At 45.2% G+C, this 19,358-nt stretch carries 18 protein-coding genes and 2 pseudogenes; 3 read left to right on the top strand and 17 right to left on the bottom strand.

The features are described from left to right. Window positions 1-193: 193 nt before the first annotated feature. From OIT45_RS06995 to OIT45_RS06930, 14 genes and pseudogenes are all read right to left on the bottom strand, one after another. Complete coding sequence (locus OIT45_RS06995) at window positions 194-1,132, bottom strand: MFS transporter (RefSeq protein WP_264339952.1); 939 nt, start codon at window positions 1,130-1,132, stop codon at window positions 194-196. Then, window positions 1,111-1,548: an MFS transporter gene (locus tag OIT45_RS06990; protein ID WP_264339951.1), complete on the bottom strand. Its 438-nt coding sequence runs from the start codon at window positions 1,546-1,548 to the stop codon at window positions 1,111-1,113. Before OIT45_RS06990 ends, OIT45_RS06995 begins: the two co-directional genes overlap by 22 nt. Continuing rightward, complete coding sequence (locus OIT45_RS06985) at window positions 1,545-2,498, bottom strand: Dyp-type peroxidase (protein WP_199404636.1); 954 nt, start codon at window positions 2,496-2,498, stop codon at window positions 1,545-1,547. Before OIT45_RS06985 ends, OIT45_RS06990 begins: the two co-directional genes overlap by 4 nt. Window positions 2,499-2,807: 309 nt before the next feature. Beyond that, on the bottom strand, window positions 2,808-3,464 hold the full coding sequence (locus OIT45_RS06980; RefSeq protein ID WP_071708035.1) for an amino acid ABC transporter permease: 657 nt from the start codon (window positions 3,462-3,464) through the stop codon (window positions 2,808-2,810). A gap of 2 nt (window positions 3,465-3,466) precedes the next feature. Continuing rightward, window positions 3,467-4,078, bottom strand: a pseudogene (locus OIT45_RS06975) (amino acid ABC transporter permease); the annotation flags it as partial. Window positions 4,079-4,106: 28 nt separating this feature from the next. Next, the gene (locus tag OIT45_RS06970; RefSeq protein ID WP_003607839.1) at window positions 4,107-4,955 is read right to left on the bottom strand and encodes a transporter substrate-binding domain-containing protein; all 849 of its coding nucleotides are present in this window, start codon (window positions 4,953-4,955) and stop codon (window positions 4,107-4,109) included. A gap of 13 nt (window positions 4,956-4,968) precedes the next feature. Further along, the gene (locus OIT45_RS06965) at window positions 4,969-5,703 is read right to left on the bottom strand and encodes an amino acid ABC transporter ATP-binding protein (protein ID WP_135798444.1); all 735 of its coding nucleotides are present in this window, start codon (window positions 5,701-5,703) and stop codon (window positions 4,969-4,971) included. Between the two features lie 161 nt (window positions 5,704-5,864). Beyond that, window positions 5,865-6,668, bottom strand: coding sequence for a DUF6681 family protein (locus OIT45_RS06960; RefSeq protein ID WP_135798445.1), 804 nt, complete (start codon window positions 6,666-6,668; stop codon window positions 5,865-5,867). Beyond that, window positions 6,668-7,096 carry a hypothetical protein gene (locus OIT45_RS06955; protein WP_199404635.1) on the bottom strand — a complete coding sequence of 143 codons (429 nt, stop codon included), beginning with the start codon at window positions 7,094-7,096 and terminating at the stop codon, window positions 6,668-6,670. The genes OIT45_RS06960 and OIT45_RS06955 overlap by 1 nt, the downstream gene beginning before the upstream one ends. A gap of 24 nt (window positions 7,097-7,120) precedes the next feature. Further along, entirely contained in the window at window positions 7,121-7,681 is a 561-nt protein-coding gene (locus OIT45_RS06950) for an AAA family ATPase (protein WP_135798447.1), read from the bottom strand. 87 nt (window positions 7,682-7,768) lie between these two features. After that, a pseudogene (locus OIT45_RS06945) lies at window positions 7,769-8,195 on the bottom strand (biotin transporter BioY). 101 nt (window positions 8,196-8,296) lie between these two features. Beyond that, entirely contained in the window at window positions 8,297-9,076 is a 780-nt protein-coding gene (locus OIT45_RS06940; RefSeq protein WP_199404634.1) for a biotin--[acetyl-CoA-carboxylase] ligase, read from the bottom strand. 102 nt (window positions 9,077-9,178) lie between these two features. Further along, entirely contained in the window at window positions 9,179-9,724 is a 546-nt protein-coding gene (locus OIT45_RS06935) for a flavodoxin domain-containing protein (protein WP_199404633.1), read from the bottom strand. 84 nt (window positions 9,725-9,808) lie between these two features. Further along, the gene (locus OIT45_RS06930; protein ID WP_135798451.1) at window positions 9,809-10,810 is read right to left on the bottom strand and encodes a DUF1002 domain-containing protein; all 1,002 of its coding nucleotides are present in this window, start codon (window positions 10,808-10,810) and stop codon (window positions 9,809-9,811) included. 215 nt (window positions 10,811-11,025) lie between these two features. On the opposite strand from OIT45_RS06930, the gene OIT45_RS06925 reads away from it, so the two are divergent. Next, the gene (locus OIT45_RS06925) at window positions 11,026-11,958 is read left to right on the top strand and encodes a hypothetical protein (protein ID WP_199404632.1); all 933 of its coding nucleotides are present in this window, start codon (window positions 11,026-11,028) and stop codon (window positions 11,956-11,958) included. Window positions 11,959-12,008: 50 nt separating this feature from the next. On the opposite strand, the gene pepV is transcribed toward OIT45_RS06925, so the two are convergent. Next, window positions 12,009-13,430, bottom strand: coding sequence for a dipeptidase PepV (gene pepV, locus OIT45_RS06920; protein WP_135798453.1), 1,422 nt, complete (start codon window positions 13,428-13,430; stop codon window positions 12,009-12,011). Window positions 13,431-13,671: 241 nt separating this feature from the next. Here pepV and OIT45_RS06915 point away from each other — a divergent pair, with 241 nt between their 5' ends. Continuing rightward, window positions 13,672-15,117, top strand: coding sequence for an MFS transporter (locus OIT45_RS06915; protein ID WP_264339950.1), 1,446 nt, complete (start codon window positions 13,672-13,674; stop codon window positions 15,115-15,117). 77 nt (window positions 15,118-15,194) lie between these two features. Here OIT45_RS06915 and OIT45_RS06910 read toward each other — a convergent pair whose 3' ends face one another. Further along, window positions 15,195-16,040: an NAD(P)H-hydrate dehydratase gene (locus tag OIT45_RS06910; protein ID WP_135520635.1), complete on the bottom strand. Its 846-nt coding sequence runs from the start codon at window positions 16,038-16,040 to the stop codon at window positions 15,195-15,197. A gap of 146 nt (window positions 16,041-16,186) precedes the next feature. On the opposite strand from OIT45_RS06910, the gene OIT45_RS06905 reads away from it, so the two are divergent. Continuing rightward, window positions 16,187-17,245 (top strand): oxidoreductase, encoded by a 1,059-nt coding sequence (locus tag OIT45_RS06905; protein ID WP_199404630.1) that lies wholly within the window; start codon window positions 16,187-16,189, stop codon window positions 17,243-17,245. A 1,165-nt stretch (window positions 17,246-18,410) separates the two neighbouring features. On the opposite strand, the gene OIT45_RS06900 is transcribed toward OIT45_RS06905, so the two are convergent. Beyond that, on the bottom strand, window positions 18,411-19,340 hold the full coding sequence (locus OIT45_RS06900) for an exopolyphosphatase (protein WP_135798456.1): 930 nt from the start codon (window positions 19,338-19,340) through the stop codon (window positions 18,411-18,413). Window positions 19,341-19,358: the final 18 nt, after the last annotated feature.

Below are 19,358 nucleotides of genomic sequence, written 5' to 3'. Positions count from 1 at the left end.
CCAAACTAGACCACCGTAACTCCATAGCCTCCGGCAGGCACAGGGGCAAAACCCCTGGACCCCATTAAAAAATGACCCAAAATCTGTACGAAATCAGGTCATTTTGAAAAATTTTCCCTAGCGGGCTCTAAAAAGAGGTCCGGAGTCTTGACATCAGAGCCAAAATGGCGATTTAGTTATGCGGTACTTGCGACTATTTCGCTCCTTGGTATCTAGCAGTAATCCGCCAAACGGTCACAATCATCACCGTCATACCGATCCCAAAGACGATGTAGGCATCATGCAGCCCGCCAAATCCCGAAACGATGGTCGTGGCCACTAAGACACCGATAACCCCAGCAAATTGGCGAGCGGTGCTAATCATCGCTGAGCCGTGAGTAATGAGATAATCAGGCAATTGGTTATTCGCATAAGTCGTCGCCGGCAACATCATAAAGGCATTCCCAACTTCCCCAAACGCAGCGAAAATAACTGCCAATACGACGTTATGCATGCCAAACGTCAATGCCAATCCAGCATAACCAATAAAAATGCTAGCAGCCCCGATGCGCATGACGACCTTTAATCCCTTTTGATCAAGCAACTTTCCTGAACGACGGTTCATGACGGCCATCAACGCAGCTGGCGGTACCATCAACAAACCAGAAACCAATTTGCTAGTGTGAAGCACATTCTGATAATACAGTGGCATCAACACCGTCATGACAATCAAGGCGATATATGAAGCCCCCGTCAACAGCAATCCTAGTGTAAACCCTGGTTGCTTGAAAACTTTGAAATCTAGCATTGGTTGCGCCAAATTTCCTTGTCGATGTACAAAATACACACTCAACACTAGTCCAATCATCATCATCGCAATCATGCTGCTTGGTTTCGTAGTGTGCCCTAATGACTGAACACCAAAGAGTACCATCGCAAATCCAAACAAACCAATTAATGACGGTATATCCAAGTGCACCTCTTTCTTCACAATGACATTTTGTCCGACAAATATATTTATCAAAAATAGCAGTCCGATAATGAGTTCGAAGAAAACAAAGACACCCTGCCAATTGAACCATTGACTAATAATACCGGACACAATGGAGCCAGTTGCCAGGGCGGCGCCCATTACCAAGCCAACCATTCCCATGCTAGCACCACGATTTCTTCTGGTGTAATCAGCATGATGACACTTTGATAACTTGGGAACAAAAAACCGACCGCCGCGCCCTCAAGCACACGGCCCAAAATGACCCAACCAAAACTAGTCGCATTAATTGCAATAAATGTTCCCAGCAAAAACATGGCTTGAATACCAGCTAAGAACCATTTGAATGGCACCCGATTCAGCAGCCAAGGACTCAACGGCATCGTCACTGTCATAACCAACATAAATCCCGTTGTCAGCCACTGCACCATTGAAATTGGTACGCTAAAATGACTAGCCATCACTGGATAAATTGTGGTCATGGCTGATTGGCTAATTGAGAAAGAAAAACTGGTCAGCAATAGCATCCAAACAAACAACGTTCGTTCACGCTTACCTAATTGTTTTGTCTCGCTCATTCCGTCCACTCACCATCCGCAATATCACCCAATAGTTCACGTGATGGTACAAAGAATAGTTGTCCTGACATGAGCTGTGAGAACGTCAACAAATAATCAGACATCTCAACCATTTGCGTCAACATCGCTTTGGTAACTGACCAGTAACGTGAATAGCCGATAAAGTACGTTCCGGTCTTGTTCAAGGCAGGTTCTGAGAACGGCACATTCATACGAACGATTTGACGTTCTTCACCATCAATTTCGACCTTAGCACTCACATTGTGCGCATTGTGGAACTTTTCTTCGTCTTCCAATTCAAGGTCGTCATACTTGTGACGACCAATCGCCTTCTCTTGTACTTCAGTTTTCAGTTGTCCCCAGAAGTCCATATCGTGAAGCCACTTTTGTGCAAATGCATATGACCCATTCACGAATTCAGGATCCTCATCACCAACGACTGCAACTTCAGCAGAATCCGCTGCACTCGGCACTTCGGTTCCATCAATAAAACCAATAATGGCGCGACCCTCGAAGTTACGGAAGCCCTTGGTTTCATCGATAACCGTCGTGACATCATGTAGAACGGTCATGTATTGACGTACAACCTCATACACGATTGACATGTCATTCGCACGCACGTGGATGAAAATATCTCCTGCTGTACCTGGCATGCTGTATTCAGGTCCCTTAAGTCCCTTGAACTCTTCTAGTTCAGCTGGAACTGGCTTGTTTGGGAACAAGGTTTGCCAAGCAGTATAACTAAAACCGATAGCAACCTTCAAATTCCCGTCTGCTGCACGTACATTCATTGAACGGTTAATCGCTTGTGAACGATCAGCAAATTCCATGATGGCATCTTGTAGTTCTGCCAACGGCTTTGAGCGGTCCAATCCCAACACCACAAATTCAACGCTTTGACCAACGTCCTTCCAAACGTCTTGTGCCTTTGTATAATCCATTTCAGCCATGATAAGCCCTCCCAAAAGTATAATCGGGCGGTGTCTCAGTTCTATCAAATTAGCAAGTTGCTAAATAAGTGTCATAAAATAATCGGCCAACCATGAGTTGAAAGCTTATGACAATTATTTAACCGAGGCATCCGCCACACATACTATTATTGTCACACTTACAAGCGCTTAACACATAATTCCTTTATAAGGGAATGATTGCGTGAATGGTGATGATTATTTCGGTCGTCGCTTGTGCGCTAGCACAACACTAAGCACTAACTTACATACAAAAAAGCACTACCCTTCAACAAGGTAGTGCTTTTAAGGTTAAGCCGCCATACGACGATCTAGAATACGACCAATCTTTGAGATGACGTAGTTCAAAGCGAAGTACAGAACAGCTAGCGCAAAGAACATTGCAACAATCGCATTTGGTTCTTGCGCATAAATAATTTGTGCACGATATGTCACTTCAGGCAACATGATAATCGTTGCCAATGACGTGTCCTTAATCAATGACACGAATTGTGACACAATCGGTGGAATCATCTTCTTGTAGGCTTGTGGCAAAATGATATACCACAACGCTTGCTTGAAGCTCAATCCGTTTGAAAGCGCTCCTTCAAGTTGTCCCTTTGGTACGGCTACGATACCTGAACGAATAACTTCGGCCAACATTGCTGACTCGAAAATCGTCAAGGCAAAAATCGTAGACGTCATAACACCCAAGTGAATACCAACCTTTGGCAAAGCAAAGTACGTAAAGAAGATAATCAACAAAAGTGGCAAATTACGAATCAAATCAATAATAAAGCCAACAATCTTTGATAGATAAGGAATCTTCACGTAACGGATAACACCTAGGACTGAACCGATGATAAAACTCAAAATAACGGATACAACCGCTACTTCAATTGTTACCCATAGTCCCATCAGCAAGAAGCGGATGTTGATCCATGAGAAAGCTGACAAAAATTCACTCATGATTATCCCTCCTTACTCAACTTGGCTTCCAAGTAACGCATGTAGTAACTCATTGGCATCGTCAAAATAAGGTAGAAAATACCAACAATAATGAACGGACCAAATGTGTCGAACGTTTCTTGTGAAATCATGTTTGCTTGATACATCAAATCCATACCGGCAACGAAGGCCAATACTGATGAGTTCTTGATCAAGTTAATAAATTGGTTTCCAAGTGGTGGGATAACCAACTTAAAGGCCTGTGGCAAAACCACATAACGCATCCCTTGCCACCATGACAAACCGTTAGACATGGCACCTTCAAGTTGTCCCTTTGGCACAGCGTTGATACCAGCACGTACAGTTTCAGCGATAAACGCTGACGTATATAGCGTTAGTCCCAACGTTCCGGCTGCAAAACCGCTAATTTTAACGATATTTGCAATAACAACGTAGAAGAACATCGTGATAACCAACAATGGGATGTTTCGTACGACTTCAATATAGATACGACCGATGATATTTGCGACCTTGTTTGGAACCACTTCAAGCAAAGCAAAAATTGTTCCCAACACCAATGATCCAATCAATGCGAGCACTGAAGACACAATCGTCCAGCCGAATCCACTTAAGAAGTCGCTAGCGTGTGATTGAAATAAGAAATCATTCCTTAGCCAACTCCTTCCAGTTCATACCTTCAACGCCAGAGAACCACTTCTTGGCTAGCTTAGCGTATGTACCATCTTCCTTAATTTCGTCGATTGCCTTGTTGACCTTCTTAACCAACTTAGGGTTGTTCTTGTCCATAGCAACACCGTATGGCTCCTTCGTGAAAGGACCACCGACAACTTCCAATGACTTTGAACCAGCGGCCATTCCATATAGGATACCGTTGTCAGTCGTCAAAGCATCCCCTTGACCAGCCTTCAAAGCCGTCAAAGCAGTGGCATAGTCTGACAATGCGACCACCTTCGCCTTTGGTGCAAACTTCTTAACCGTTACAGCAGAAGTTGATCCAGCAACCGCCAAGATACGAGCGCCAGGCTTGTTCAAATCGTAGATGTTCTTGATACCACTATCTGACTTAACCAAAATTGATTGACCAGCGTTAAAGTATGGCTTTGAAAAATCAACCACCTTCGCACGGTCTGGCGTAATTGACATCGTCGCAATGATGGCATCAATATTACCGTTCAACAACATTGGAATACGGGTACCTGAAGTGATTTGCGTCAACTCAGTCTTGGCCTTTGGGTTCACACGCTTCGTGATTTCCTTAGCCATGTCCACGTCGAAGCCTTCAAGCTTTCCCGTCTTAATGTTCATCAACCCCATTAACTTAGTGTCACCCTTAACACCCCAAACCATCTTATCGGTCTTCTTAATGCGGTTGTAAGTTTCATTCTTTTTATCGCTAGCTTGAACTGTCGTTGTCACAACACTTCCAGCTAGTAGTGCGATGGCTGCGGTAGCAAGTACCGTACGCCATGTGCGCGTAAACTTGCGACTCATATTCCGCACCTCCCTAGTGGATGATTTGTGACAAGAATTGACGAGCGCGTGGTTCCTTAGGGTTCTCAAAGAACTCTTCAGTTGGAGAGTCTTCCAAGATTTCACCGTCAGCCATGAAAATAACACGGTCGGCCACTTGCTTAGCGAAGCCCATTTCGTGCGTCACAACCAACATCGTCATACTTGAATCAGCAGCGATTTCGCGCATAATCTTCAAAACATCGTTAACCATTTCGGGGTCCAATGCTGACGTTGGCTCGTCAAACAACAAGGCCTTTGGCTTCATTGCCAATGAACGGGCAATCGCGATACGTTGTTGTTGTCCACCTGACAACGTTGAAGGCATCTTCTCAGCCTTATCAGCCAAACCAACCTTCTCCAACAATTCCATTGCAATTTGCTTATTTTCGGCTTCATCGCGCTTCAATACCAAGCGTGGTGCCAACATAATGTTTTCTAGCACTGTCTTGTTAGCGTACAAATTAAAGTGTTGGAACACCATCCCCACGTTCTTACGCGTACGGTTCATGTCCGTCTTTGGGTTGGCCAAATCTTGACCGTTAACAATCAATTGTCCTTCTTGAACTGGTTCCAAACCATTCACGGTACGAATCAACGTTGACTTACCTGATCCTGAAGGACCAAGCAAAACAACAGTCTCACCAGCTTCAACTTTAAGGTTAATATCCTTCAAAGCATGGAAATCTCCATAGTACTTCTCGACGTCCTTAAATTCGATCATCGACATTTGGGTTGCCTCCTATTTGATAATTCTCTCAATTTAAATTATCTCTCTATAAATAAAAACCCGCCGCGATTACTCGGGACGGGTCGCTACTGTAATAATAGTCTGTAAGTTATGAAAGTGTCAAATTCTTTGTCAGCTTTGTTGACAACGTGTTCGTTTCTTCACAATTCCTTTGCCTTATAGGCTAATTCAATGCCCAAATGGTAGTCATCATGGCGTGTTTGTAGGTTTGCTCGGCCACGTACTTTTCCTTCACCACCGAGAATAACAGCTGATGCAACAAACAACTCATATGATTCCATTGCCAATGCTACTGGTTGCAAGCCAACCGTTTCGATGCGCGCCAATCGTTGCGCCAACATCTCGTTCAACCCACCGTAAATTGCCAAGCCACCACGTTCCTTTTCCAATCGGAAATAAGGTAGCGGTGTACCAGGATGGTTCGCATAAATGACATCGTGGTCAGCTGCCAGATAGGCCATTTGTTCATCTTCTGACAAGCCACCATAGTCTTGGGTCATTAGCCCGTTTGATTGGAGTTGCTCAGCAACCTTGGTCAACTCAGCTTGCATATCCGGATCCGTTACTGCACTAGCTGGCAAAACGTGTTGGCGACCATACAAACCATTCGCTGGTACAAACGGCGTTGCCTGGCGCTGCGTCTTATCCGCATCTGCCGGCTTACCCCCCAACAGCTTTTCAACTTGTGGTGACAAATCCCATTTGAAAGTCTTCTTTGTAAAATAGTAGACAACGTTCAAAAAGGCAAAATATGCAATCACGATAAAGGCCAACAATAGACCCAAGCCACGTAAATAAGCGGCATTCTTCAGGTGCATAATCGCCAGGTACAAAACGTAGAAATTACCCACTGACGCTAAAATTGTATACACTTGGCCTTTCCACTTCGTGTTCACATTAAAGAAACCAAGGTAATGATTCAATAAATCCAAGATGGTCAACATTAGTTTGTGCCTCCATTATCCGCCGGTGTTTGTACCGTTGTGGCTGAACTTGAAGAAACAGCACTTGAACTAACCGCTGATGACGATGACGCCACACTACTACTTTCGCTACGTGACGAACTAACTGCGCTCGATGAGACTTCACTTGATGAAGATTCGCTCACAGCCGCTGACTCTTCAGCCGCTTCAGAAGTTGAAACCTTCGCGCGACTCTCTGATGTGTCACTTGATGACTTTTCAGATGACGTACTGCTCTTTTTCTCTTGTGTCTCGCTAGATGCCGGCGTTGACACAACTGAAGACACTTGTTTGGGTGCCCCGTTAGACGTATTCGTTGAGACATTAACAATCGCGTTTGCCGCGCTTAATGCCAAAATAATTGAAACTAAAGCGACCGGTGTAATAAACGGTGGTGTGCGATATGCCATGAGTTCCTCCTTATATCGTCAAAACTATCCTTGAACAACTTCTTTTACGATGTCATCAATTGCCTGCTTGGTTGTCTGCCAATCATCATTAACAACAACCTTAGCAACGTTGGTTAATTCAGCTGGCAATTGTGTATCACGTTGATATTCATCACTAGCTAGGCGCGCCTTAACGGCAGCAACATCGTCCCCACGCTTTTCCAAACGCGTCAACAATTCTGATGACTCACTAACGGTTAAATAAATAACCACTGCTTCATCCGGCAATTCACGTGCATACGTGATTGCGCCAGCCGTATCAAGCACAATCGTGATAAACGGGTTCTTGGCCCATGCGCGTTCTAATCCTTCGTGAGATGATCCATATCGGTAGTGTGAGTATTCAACACTTTCTAGATAGTGGTTATCACCAAAACTGGCGTCATTTTCAAAGTAGTAATCTACTTGATCAACTTCGCCATCGCGCGGTGGGCGCGTTGTATGCGTAATCACCTTCGGCATCTCGTAGAACTCATTCAAATAATTGGCAACGGTGGTTTTTCCTGTGCCAGTGTTACCAGTTAATACAAATACTTTGCGCTTCATAATCCCAAAAATTCTCTCTGTTTTCTTAATAGACTTCATTATAAAACCCCGAGCTTAAGTTGGCTTAAGCTCAGGGCAAAATTATACTTATTCTTTACCACCAATTGGCAAACGCATCACGCGTCCAATGATTACCATCAAGATAACCACAATCACAACCTTCACGATTGTTGGAACAACAAATGCAATCAAGCCAGTTGCGACTGCCGTTTCTAATGACATCTTGGCCACAAAAGCCAACCACACCGTCCCAAAACCAAGTTGTAGAAAGGCCGCAATCAAATTCCAAAGAAGCATCGCTGGCCATGATCGGCTCAAGCTAGCGCCAAGGCCGATAACCAATGGGAACAGCAACATACCAATCAAGTAACCACCAGTTGGCCCGATGACGATGCCGACACCTGATGTCCAGCCGGCGAACCGGCATCCCAATCATCCCCAAAAGCAAGTAAACCACAACTGCTGAAAACGATACGCGAGTTGCTGCGATTGACGCAATCAACGGAATAATCATCGTTTGGACCGTCAAAGGTACGATACCAGTTGGAATTGATAAGGGTGCCAAAATAGCAATAATTGCAGCAAATACTGCTGCCAAAACGAGCTGGCGTGTTCTCATGAAATCACCCATCCTGTCATTGTTAGTTTCGTGATTTCCCCTGAGTAAAAGGTTTGGCGCTGACCATTAACGTCCACCACTAGACCACCATCTGCACTCACATCTTTAGCTACACCGGCAATCACCTGATTTCCCACCGCCATTTCAACCGGCTGTCCAATCACTAATGACCTTTGCCGGTATGTCGTCATGACTTGCAACGCATCTAATGAAAAATAGCGAACAAAATAATTTAATAACGTCGCTGCAAGTCGGTCTCGGTTCACCAGTTGATCGGTTAAAGCGCCAGCCTTCTGCGCAATGTCAGCTGGATAGTCAGCCGGATTGATATTTAGACCAATCCCAATGACCAAAAAGCCATCCTGACCAATTGTGCTTGGCACAGCTTCTACTAGAATGCCAGCCACCTTTCGCTGATTATAGTACAGGTCATTCACCCACTTAATGCCAACTTCCACGCCAATTTCTTGTGAAAGAGCTTCGGCTGCCGCAACCGCAATACCCGTTGTCACTTTACCAGGTGCCAACTTCTTCATATCAGCCCATGGCCAAATCAAAGTTAGGTATAGTCCGGTTGCTTGTGGTGAATAATATTGACGCCCGTGACGACCATAACCGGCCGTTTGTTCATCTGCTACCAGTGCCATTGGACCAATTACGTCTCCCGCTGTAATCAATCGCTTGGCTGCTGTGTTGGTTGAATCAATCGTTGTGAAAGTCTCCACCGACACGGGTTCTGGTGTCTGTAAATATGAAAGTATAGTGGTCTTGTCCACGTCTTCGTCCCCCCAAATTCTCCCCAGGATGTATCACCTCTTAATCATACCGTGGTGCACACTAAAACACCAGACGTCCCAAGTGGTTCGTCTGGCGTTAAGTTACTGTAATGAAATAGCTCGTTCGTGGCGACGGACTTCTGCCACAATTGGTGAGACAAGCGTTCGAAAGCGCTTTGGCAAATCAATCATGTGATTATCCACTTCTTCTAGTCCTTGAATATGCTTTTGATTGATTTCATGGTCGAATTTCTTAATAAACCAAACCATCATCTTGTGCCACCATTTTAACTTTTCAGGGTTAACAGCACCCTGTAACTGGTAGAAATGCACCCGTTGTTGCGCTGGATAATCAAAGTTTTGCATGCAAATGCTTCTAAAATAGTTCCGATCAATTGGGTGTAAACCAACCGAGAAAAAGATGATTTCGCACGCATTCAGATTAGGCAACTCACTATTAACCAGATTCGCAATTTTAATGCGTCCGTTAAAAATAGGCCCGCCAAAAATAATCGTGTCATACGTCGCCAAATCCAACGCACCGATTTCATCCAAACGATACTTGCTAATGCGCAACTCGTCTGCAATCCAGGCAGCATAAGTTGCGGTATGTCCATATTCAGTATCGTAAATTACAACCGCACTCATAGCTACCCCCTCCTGCATCTAATTTCCATTAGGATACAGGATGAAACTATGATTTCTATGCGCTACGTTTGACTAGTCTTAGAATTAATTGTTGAACAATCCCTTAAAGAAGTTAACCAATGGGTTCCAGATGTTCGTCACAAACCAGTTCGCCGCTTCTTTCACATCTTCAGAGTTTGCGAAATCCTTGGCCTTAGCCATGATATCACCCGCTGAATTTTCAAGTTTATTTGACAAGTCCTTAGCGTTATCAACAAAGGCCTTTGAGTCTGAAATTGGGGCGTTTGCCACGCCAACCAAAGCTTGACCCATTTGTTGTACCGCCGCTTCAGAAGTCTTACCAGCAATACCTTGCTTGTCCAAGTTGACGTTCAATTGGTTAATTGCAATGTTTACCGTAATGTTTGTACCGTCTTGCTTCTTCTCAGCCAATTCACCAGCCGTTGTTGTGACCGCTGACGTTAGCTTACCAGGATAGCTACTGTCATTAGCATTTTCATTAACCGCCGTTTGTGTTGCGCTCAACATATCATTGGCAGCGGTTGTGTTACTTTCATCCAAGTTAATACCATCAGTGGCCAACGCCTTGTACACACCAGCCAACGCAGCCTCACCAGAAACCTTTGAGTTAGCCGTCACCGTGATGATGACGTCATTCACACCGGCCATCGTTGCAGCCATTGCATATTGTTGTGAAGTTACTTGGGTAATATTGTTTTGTCCGTTATAGTCCTTGATATTAACCAATGTGCCAGTGCCAGGTTCGGCTGGTGCAATCGATACTGAACTAATCATGGCGCTATCTGCCACCCCTGAAATGTTCAAGTAGGTTGCCGCATCAGCTCCCGTTGTCGTTAGCTTCGTGTAGTTGTCCGTAACGCCTAGTGTTGATGCCAATGTAGATTGATCAGAGGCACCGGCACCGTAAACGACATATGACTTTGACAATGCACGATTTTGAACGTTCGTTGTACCAGCTGCCGAAACAACCGTCGTTGGCGTCACAAAAACAGTTGTTGTGACTGCTGTGGCACCAATCAATGATGTTGCCAATAAAATCGTCGTGATGACCTTACTCGTTTTCATGGTTAAATCTCCTCGAATATTATGTTACATAATTGTAACACAACCAACCTAAAACAAAACTTATCCTCGTCAATAAAGCCGTTTTGAATTGTGAACTTTTTTTGAACTTTTTATAGACAGACTGTGCGCTACGCACATTTTATACTAGGAAAGCGTTAGTATTATAAAGTAAGAAGAGCATGAATTATGAGATACGAGATAAGGGAGAATTGGTTATGAAACGTGGAAAGTCCGCCGTGCTACTAGTGGCGAGCGTTGGCACGATTTTTACCACTAGCACTGTTTTTGGTGATACAACAAGTACCGCTGTTTCGAGCGAACAAGCGTTGGTAGCCACTGAATCAAGTGATACCGCTGCAACAGCAGATACTGACGTGACACCGGTTGAACAAGTTACAATTGACAGTCCATCATCTGAACAAGCACCTGCTTCATCAGATGATTCCATTGTTACACACCCAATTGAAGTTGATGAGTCGACAACGGTAAACACAACGCGCCCCGCGCCGGTTGAACAACCAGCGGAAACAAATCAACCAACAACGACCACTGATCAATTTATCACTGACATTGATATGTCAAATGTGAGTGATAACACCTCATCATCGACACCAGGTTCAGCCGGTATTGTTGAAAATGTTGGGGATGCCACGACACCAGCTGAAGACGCCGCTAACAAAGTTGAAACTTCCGCTAGCGACACAAGCGTTTCCGCAGTTGCTGACTCAGTGCGCGTCGTAGCCCCTACCGCAACCGCGGAACATACGGCAACGCCCATTGCTGCTGCGCCTAAAGCAACCACGACAGCATCAACGGCAACAAGTGATTCAGTTATCAAAACAAGCATTCAAGTAGTGCCAGCAAGTAGCTCAACCCCTGTGCCTAACGAATCAGTTGCTACGCCATCAACCAACAGCGGCAACACTGTTACAACCCAGCCAAGTGGTGCGGTTAGCGTCATGAACAAAGTCGCCGTTAAAGCTGGTAATTTGGCTGATACATTATTACCAGAAGCAGCTTATACCGTTGCTTGGTCGCCAATTGCTTACGCTCTAGTGATTGTCAGTTTTGTTGCCTGGACGATTGCTTACTATACGATTCGTCGTCGTCAAAAGATGCGCGAATCACAAATTTTATTCAAGAACTAACATAAAAAGCACTCGCAAAAAATTTTGCGAGTGCTTTTGTTTTGCATTTATTAGTCTTCGACGTTAGCCAATTCGTACATTGATTGTGCAAAGATTGCCATTGCACGCGTCAAATCTGAAACTGGGTAGAATTCGTCTGCTTGGTGCATCGTGTCAGGTACACCTTCGAACATGGCACCAAAGGCAACACCACGCTTCAACAAACGACCGAACGTACCACCACCGATAACTTGCTCGCCGGCTGGCAAACCAGTTTGATCACGGTAAACTTGCAACAATGTCTTAACTAGTGGATCATCACCAGGAACATAGTGAGGCACTTGGGCGTGACCTTCTTGCTTAGCCGTTGCTTCAAAGCCCGCTGGCAATGAGGCAGCCACGTGTCCTTCGATTTCTTCAGCCGTCGTGTTTTGTGGGTAACGGAAGTTCGTGTTTACGAAACCATCTTCACCATCAGTAAAGCGTTGGATACCAACGTTCATTGACAAGTCGTGCATCAAATCATCGTGCGTCTTGGCACCAATCTTCTCAGCAACCGTGTCATCGTGCAATTGTGTTCCCAAGAACGTCAAGAATCCCTTAGCGTTGCCACCAAAGTCTTGGTCTTGCAAGAAGTTAGCCAAGTAAGTACCAGCGTTTTCACCAGTTTCAGGCATGGCACCGTGAACTTGCTTTCCATAGAAAGTAAATGTCACTTGGTTACCATCAACCTTAGCTTCACCCTTAACACGCTTTTCAGCAGCCAAGTAAGCATCCATGGCTGAAACCAAAGCAGCAGTATCTGCAGCTTCAACAACAGCAACAGCAGTTCCAGGCACCATGTTTGGACGTGAACCGGCTGAGAATGAAACCAACTTCAATGAACCACCTTGCGTACCAGCAAAGCGCGTTACGATTGAAACGTTACCCTTCTCACCGTTGATGATTGGGAATTCAGCGTCGGGAGAGAATCCCATCGTTGGCATACCGTAGTCCTCAAAGAACTCGTCCATACCAGTCCAGTCAGACTCTTCATCGATACCCATAACCAAAACCAACTTGCGCTTCAAGTCCAAGTTCAAGTCCTTGATCATCTTCATTGCGTAGTAAGCAGTGAATGAAGGTCCCTTGTCATCTGATGCACCACGGGCATACAAACGACCATCTTCAATTACTGGAGACCATGGATCCTTTGTCCAACCGTCACCAGCTGGCATAACGTCCAAGTGACCGATGATTGCAACGGTCTCTTCAGCGTCTTCAGGACCCAATTCTGCGTAGGCAACCAAGTTCTTGTAGTTACCCGTGCGGAATCCGTCACGCTTAGCAAATTCTTCGAACTTCAACAAAGCTTCCTTAGGACCAGGTCCCAAAGGTGCATCTTCCGTTGCAGCCTCGTCATCACGAACTGACTTAATTGCCAACATCTCCTTCAAGTCTGTCAACAATTCGTCTTCATACTTCAATGCTTCTGCACGCCATTGCGTTGTCATATCTCATTGACCTCCACTGTCATATTGGTTGTAATTATACGCCATTTTATAAAGAAATGCAGACTTTAATCAATATTATGCATGATGGCTAACCTTGTGTCAGTCATATTTTCTTCATGTTCAATGCGAATTGTGAACGCTTACAGAACGCTTTGTAAATTTCCGCTTTTTCGTATTTTCTAGTGATATTATGAACAAGCATTAAGCAATTACATTTTTAATACACAGGAGTTAGCTTTTCATGGATGCAAAAGTTCAAAAGGACGAATTTGCTAAGCTGACACTGATGGATCGAATCTCATATGGTTTGGGTGACTTCGCTCAAAACTTGGTTTTCGGTACTGTTGGTGGATTCTTGCTATTCTTCCTTACTACGGTTAACGGTATTTCAGCTGCGGCTGGTGCCACGATTTTCTTGGTTGTTCGTTGGATCAACGTTGTGTGGGATCCTTGGGTAGGTGCTACGGTCGACAAGTCTCATCCTAAGGGTGGAAAGTACTTGCCTTACCTACGTAACTTCGGTATTCCGCTAGTTATCTTGGCTGCCTGCTTGTTCTTGCCAGTTGGACAATGGTTCCCTGCATTTAAGGTACCATATGCCTTCTTGTCATACATGGCAACGGCCATGGTTTACTCATTCGTTAACATCCCATATGGTGCCTTGAACGCATCATTGACGCGTGATAACGATGAAATCGCAAAGTTGACGACGGTTCGTATGACGTTGGCTAACATCGCGAACTTGTTGGTTTACACTTGCTTCCCTATCTTCGTTCAATTGGCTACGTCAGTTGGTCGTGAGTCAAAGGATATCGGAATGTTTGGAATCCACATGAACTTGGGTGACTACTCATCAGCTCAATCAGCTGGTGCTTGGTTCAAGGTTTATGCCGTATACATGGTTATCGGATTCTTGGCTTTGATGGTTACTTACTCAAAGACGAAGGAACGCGTTTTGCCTGCTGAAGATGAGCCTGAAGTAAAGTACTCAGACTTGTTTGCTGAGTTGAAGCGTAACAAGCCTTTGCGAATCTTGGGATTGTTCTTCTTGGTTGGCTTTACGTTCATGTTCTTCGGAAACACTGTATGGCCATTCTTCTTGCAATACAACATCGGTCACTCAGAGTGGAATGGTTCAATTTCATTGATCGGTTCAATCCCTGGTATCTTCTTGGTCTTCTTGTGGCCTAAGATTTGTGCCAAGGTTGGTAAGAAGCAATTCTTCGCTTTGTTCTTGGCTATCTTCATGGTTGGTTCTGTTCTTTTGTGGGCATGGACTAAGAACCCTGACAACATCGCAATGGGTTACGCTGGTCGTTTCTTCCAACAATGGGGATTGACTTCAGCTACTGGATTCATGTGGTCATTGGTTCCTGAAGTTGTTACTTATGGTGAGTACACTTCAGGTAAGCGTGTTGCTGGTATCATCAATGCCATCATGGGATTGTTCTTCAAGATTGGTTTGGCCTTGGGTGGTATCATCCCTGGTTACATCAACGCTGCTACTGGATTTGACGGTACTAAGAAGATCCAATCAGCTGGTGCATTGATGGGATTGCAATGGTCAATGATTTGGTTGCCAATCATCATGGCTGTTCTTGCCATCTTGGTAATCATGAAGTACCCATTGACTGACGAAGAAGTTAACAAGATGAACCACGAAGTTGAGGCTCGTCACAAGAACTAATCTTCTTGGTTAACACTTAAGTTAGTTAATAAAAACGACGTGAATGTCAAAATTCACGTCGTTTTTTTGTGTCATTATTACAAGTTCGATTGAATGCGTGCCATGTAGTTTGGCAAGAAATCCGCAATAAACGATGGCTTCACCACATAACTGTGCCCTGCCATCTCCTCGGCGATTGCTGAATGTGCATAAACCGCCGCTTGTACAGCCTTAGTTGGGTTGGCTTTGAACTGCGCTGTGAAACCAGCAATTGTACCCGCTAGTACATCACCCATACCACCAGTTGCCTGGTAAGCACCGCCAATTTGCAATTGCTTTTGATCATCCTTGGTGTAGATAATCGTATGGTGTTGCTTAAGAACAAGCACATCAATGTTCAAAATTTGGCGTTGCACCTCATTTAATTGGTGTTCTGCTTGATAGTTCAGTTGCACACCACTCAGGCGCGCCCACTCCATTTGATGTGGCGTCACAATCGTGAACGTATCACGTGGGAACGTCATATTCTGTTCAGCCATGATGGTCAATGCTGAACCATCAACAATCAAGATTTGATTCTCAGTGACGGCTTGCAGGACTTGTTGCACCAATTGCACCGCAAACCCATCCGTCCCCATACCAGGTCCGAGTAGAATCACATCGTTGTTGGCAATCGCTGTCATCAAATCTGCGTTATTACGCCAGTCCACAAACATAGCTTCTGGTGTACGCGTGTGTAGCGGTGCCAAATTAATCAAATCCGTTGCAACTGTCGTTAGCCCAGCTCCGGCACCAACAACCGCACCGGCTGCCATTAAGATAGCACCGCCGTATTGGATATTACCCCCGATTAGCAAAACGCGACCAAAAGTCCCTTTGTGGCTGTCGTCAGGTCGACGCACAATGACCTCGTGCAATATTTCTGATTTCAATTCACTAATCATGCCGTTTCTCCAATTTTTGTAAGTGTTAATTCATTATAACGCGCAAAAACGCAAATTTGAAATTGTCTCGTTTCGTTCATAAAATCTCAGTTGTATTCTGACTATTATTCAGGAAAAATTGACGGTATACAGGGAGGAACGCAAATATGTTAAACATTGCCTACGTCGGATTTGGTAAAAGTACGAACCGCTACCATATTCCTTACTTAATGGAACGCCAAGACCGTTTCAAAATTAGTCGCGTCGTGACCCCAACCTTGGGTAAGCGCCCTGACGAACAAGCTACTTTGGAAGCAACCGGCACACAATTCTCAACAGATATTGCCGACATTTTAAATGACGATGCGCTCGACTTAGTGGTGGTAGTTACCCCCGCCCCTAGTCATTATGAAGTCGCTAAGCAATTGCTACTTGCTGGTAAAAACGTGCTTGTCGACAAGCCAATGGTCGAAACATTAGCCCAAGCCGAAGAACTTGTTACGCTTGCGCGTGAACGTCAACTCTTCTTTATGCCATTTCAGAACCGTCGTTTTGACAGTGACTTTCTGACAATCCAACACGTGCTTGATGCCGGTTATGTTGGCCGTCCGGTCGAACTGGAGTTGCACATGGATCGTTACCGTCCTAACGATGGGGTTAAGCTCGGATCACCTATTGACGGTTCATGGTATGGTCACGGTGTTCACTTGGCTGACCAAATTGTCGCCCTATTCGGTTCGCCTGATTGTGCAACATATGATTTACGTGCCACACGTGAACCCGGCGCAACCATTGATGATCAATTTGAAGTGAACATGTTTTATGGTGATACTTTCAAAGCCACGGTGCAAGCAACTGAACTAGCTACGGTTGCCTACCCCAAGTGGGTGTTGCATGGTACCAAGGGCACTTATATCAAACACAACATCGATCAGCAAGAATACGATTTGAAGACTGGTATTATGCCGGGGATGCCTGGGTTTGGGGATGATGCACCACAAGATTATGGTGTTGTCACTTACTACAATCAAAATGGCGACCGCATTGAAAAGGTCATTCCAACTATTCATGGTGACTATGGTCGCGTTTACGACGCTGTCTATGACACGCTGGTCAACGATGCCCCAAAGCTAGTCACGGATGAACAAATGCTGACAGTTATCGAGCTTTTAGCTGCCGGTTATACTGACGCAAAGCCCCACGTAGCAACGTTTAATCGCTACTAAAAATTCATCATACCTTTTTCAAGGGTTTATCCTTGTAAGCGGTTACATGTGGTGTTAATATAATGTTGTACCAAAGGAAAGGAAGGTAAAGGATTTGAAAGAAGCTCTTAATTCGACCTCTATCACGACTCTACCTACCAAATTCCATGCGGGCGTGTCACAGTAATGACGCAAGATAATTAACGTATTGTTTTACAAAGAGATAAACACCTAAGTCATGTATTGACATCTCTTGCGATCATTAGCATCGGTCACTTCGACAAAGTACGATAACCTTTTTAAGGCGTAAGCATGTACGGCGTTTCGAAGGCTGCTCCTGACACGGTCTGCTTTTCAAACAGATAGACATGGATGCGGTAGAGATAGAGACGGTGAGTTTGGTTGCGACCATACCCTAGCGACAGACGTTTAAAACTGCAGATTAAACCTCTAGGGTGGTCCATTCACAATTGAATACAGGGTGGCGGAGTAGCGTCTTCCTTGTTACGTGTCGCAAAGCGTAACGAAAGTTTACCGCGGGTCAACGTACCGGCGGTTTTTGTTTTGTCTATTGTCAGTTAGTTTGTGGAGTGTGTCGTCGCTATCGCGCCGAGTGCTTGGCCCCTTCTGAGGCACGCTAACACGTCCAGACCATGACCTGCAGGGAGCGGAGTCCACGCCGTTGGCGCGTACACCTTTACCTCCCGTGGCTCTAAGCGGGAAACCCGCTAAGAACCCACACCTGCGGGTCAAGGTCTGCACGTGTCTATACGCGTGGCGGGGCCAAGCACAGCAGCCAAGCAATACTCTATTGGCTTGATTTACATCCACCACAATACATCAGGTTGAACTGTTCACCCATTTATTTTCCGGTAGATGATTATCCTAGAAAAAATAGAACATCTTGGCTGCTGGCATGAGGACTGGGGACTATCGGAGCGTTCAAACTGGGGCAACATGCCGCATGGCCAGCGCTATTCAGATAAGCCCACACAGGACTAAAGGATTAGGGGGAATTATTTGCCCCGCTGAATGGCGTCTGCGCCATTCGGTTGCCCCAGTTTGAACTTTGCCGGAGATAGTCCCCAGCCCTCATGCCTCGACGCAACGCGTCGACACACACCACTAACCAAATAACACCAAATAAAAAACGACTAACCCGCAATCGAGTTAGTCGTTTATTTCTTTATAGTGTCATGCGGTACTCTTGCAAAAGTCCTTCGCGGACACCTGATGCTGAGAAGATTACCTTGTCAGCGCCAGTACGTGAAATCAACTCTACCAATGGCAACAAACCACTGATAATGATGTCCGCACGGTTGGCTTCTGCCCCCAACACTTCCGCACGTTCAGCGTGCGTCATATTGGCCATTTCATCAAACGTCTTCAAAACTGATTCCGTCGTCATCTCATAGCCATGGAAGTTTGAATCCGCTGGCAAGCCGTGACGCAATCGGTCAAGACGGGCCAATGAACGGTTCGCACCACCCAACAAAATGATTGGCAACGTCGTCGTGTCTTCCAACCATGGCAAGTGGTCATATTGGTCAGAAACGTACTGTGAGGCGCGCTCAATCAAACTTGGTTCAATCTTGCCTTCCCCATTCAAGTGGAACTTCTCTGACAAGTTAACCGCCCCGAATGGCAAGCTAATAAAGTTCGCGGCCATACGTTCTTCAATACCAACTAGCTCAACACTGGCACCGCCAGTATCAAGCAACCAGGCATCTGAAATATCCAAGGCTGAAACAGCCCCAAGATAGTCGTAATAAGCTTCTTGGTCACCCGTTAGCACACGGATTTCAACGTCGACGGCACGGTACACACGGTCCAAAAAGTCCGCTTGATTCGTTGCCTCACGTACAGCTGCGGTTGCAATACCAACAACTGAGACGCCTTCATATGCCATATAGTCATCACGGAACTCAATCAAAGCATCAACAACACGGGTCATTGCTGCTTCGGTTAGTTCACCTGCATTTTGATCCATCCCCTCAGCCAAACGCGTATCTAACTTACGACGCTTAAGCTCAACGAACGTGCCATCTGCTTGTAGTTCTTCAACAACCATTCGGGTTGAGTTTGACCCCAAGTCAATGACTGCCAAATAGCTCATAATTTATACCCCTCTAAG

This window comes from Weissella sp. LMG 11983, assembly GCF_025908495.1.
Lineage (GTDB): Bacteria > Bacillota > Bacilli > Lactobacillales > Lactobacillaceae > Weissella > Weissella fermenti.
Note: the sequence above shows the minus strand (reverse complement) of the source record. Positions and strands in the feature narration are given on the sequence as shown.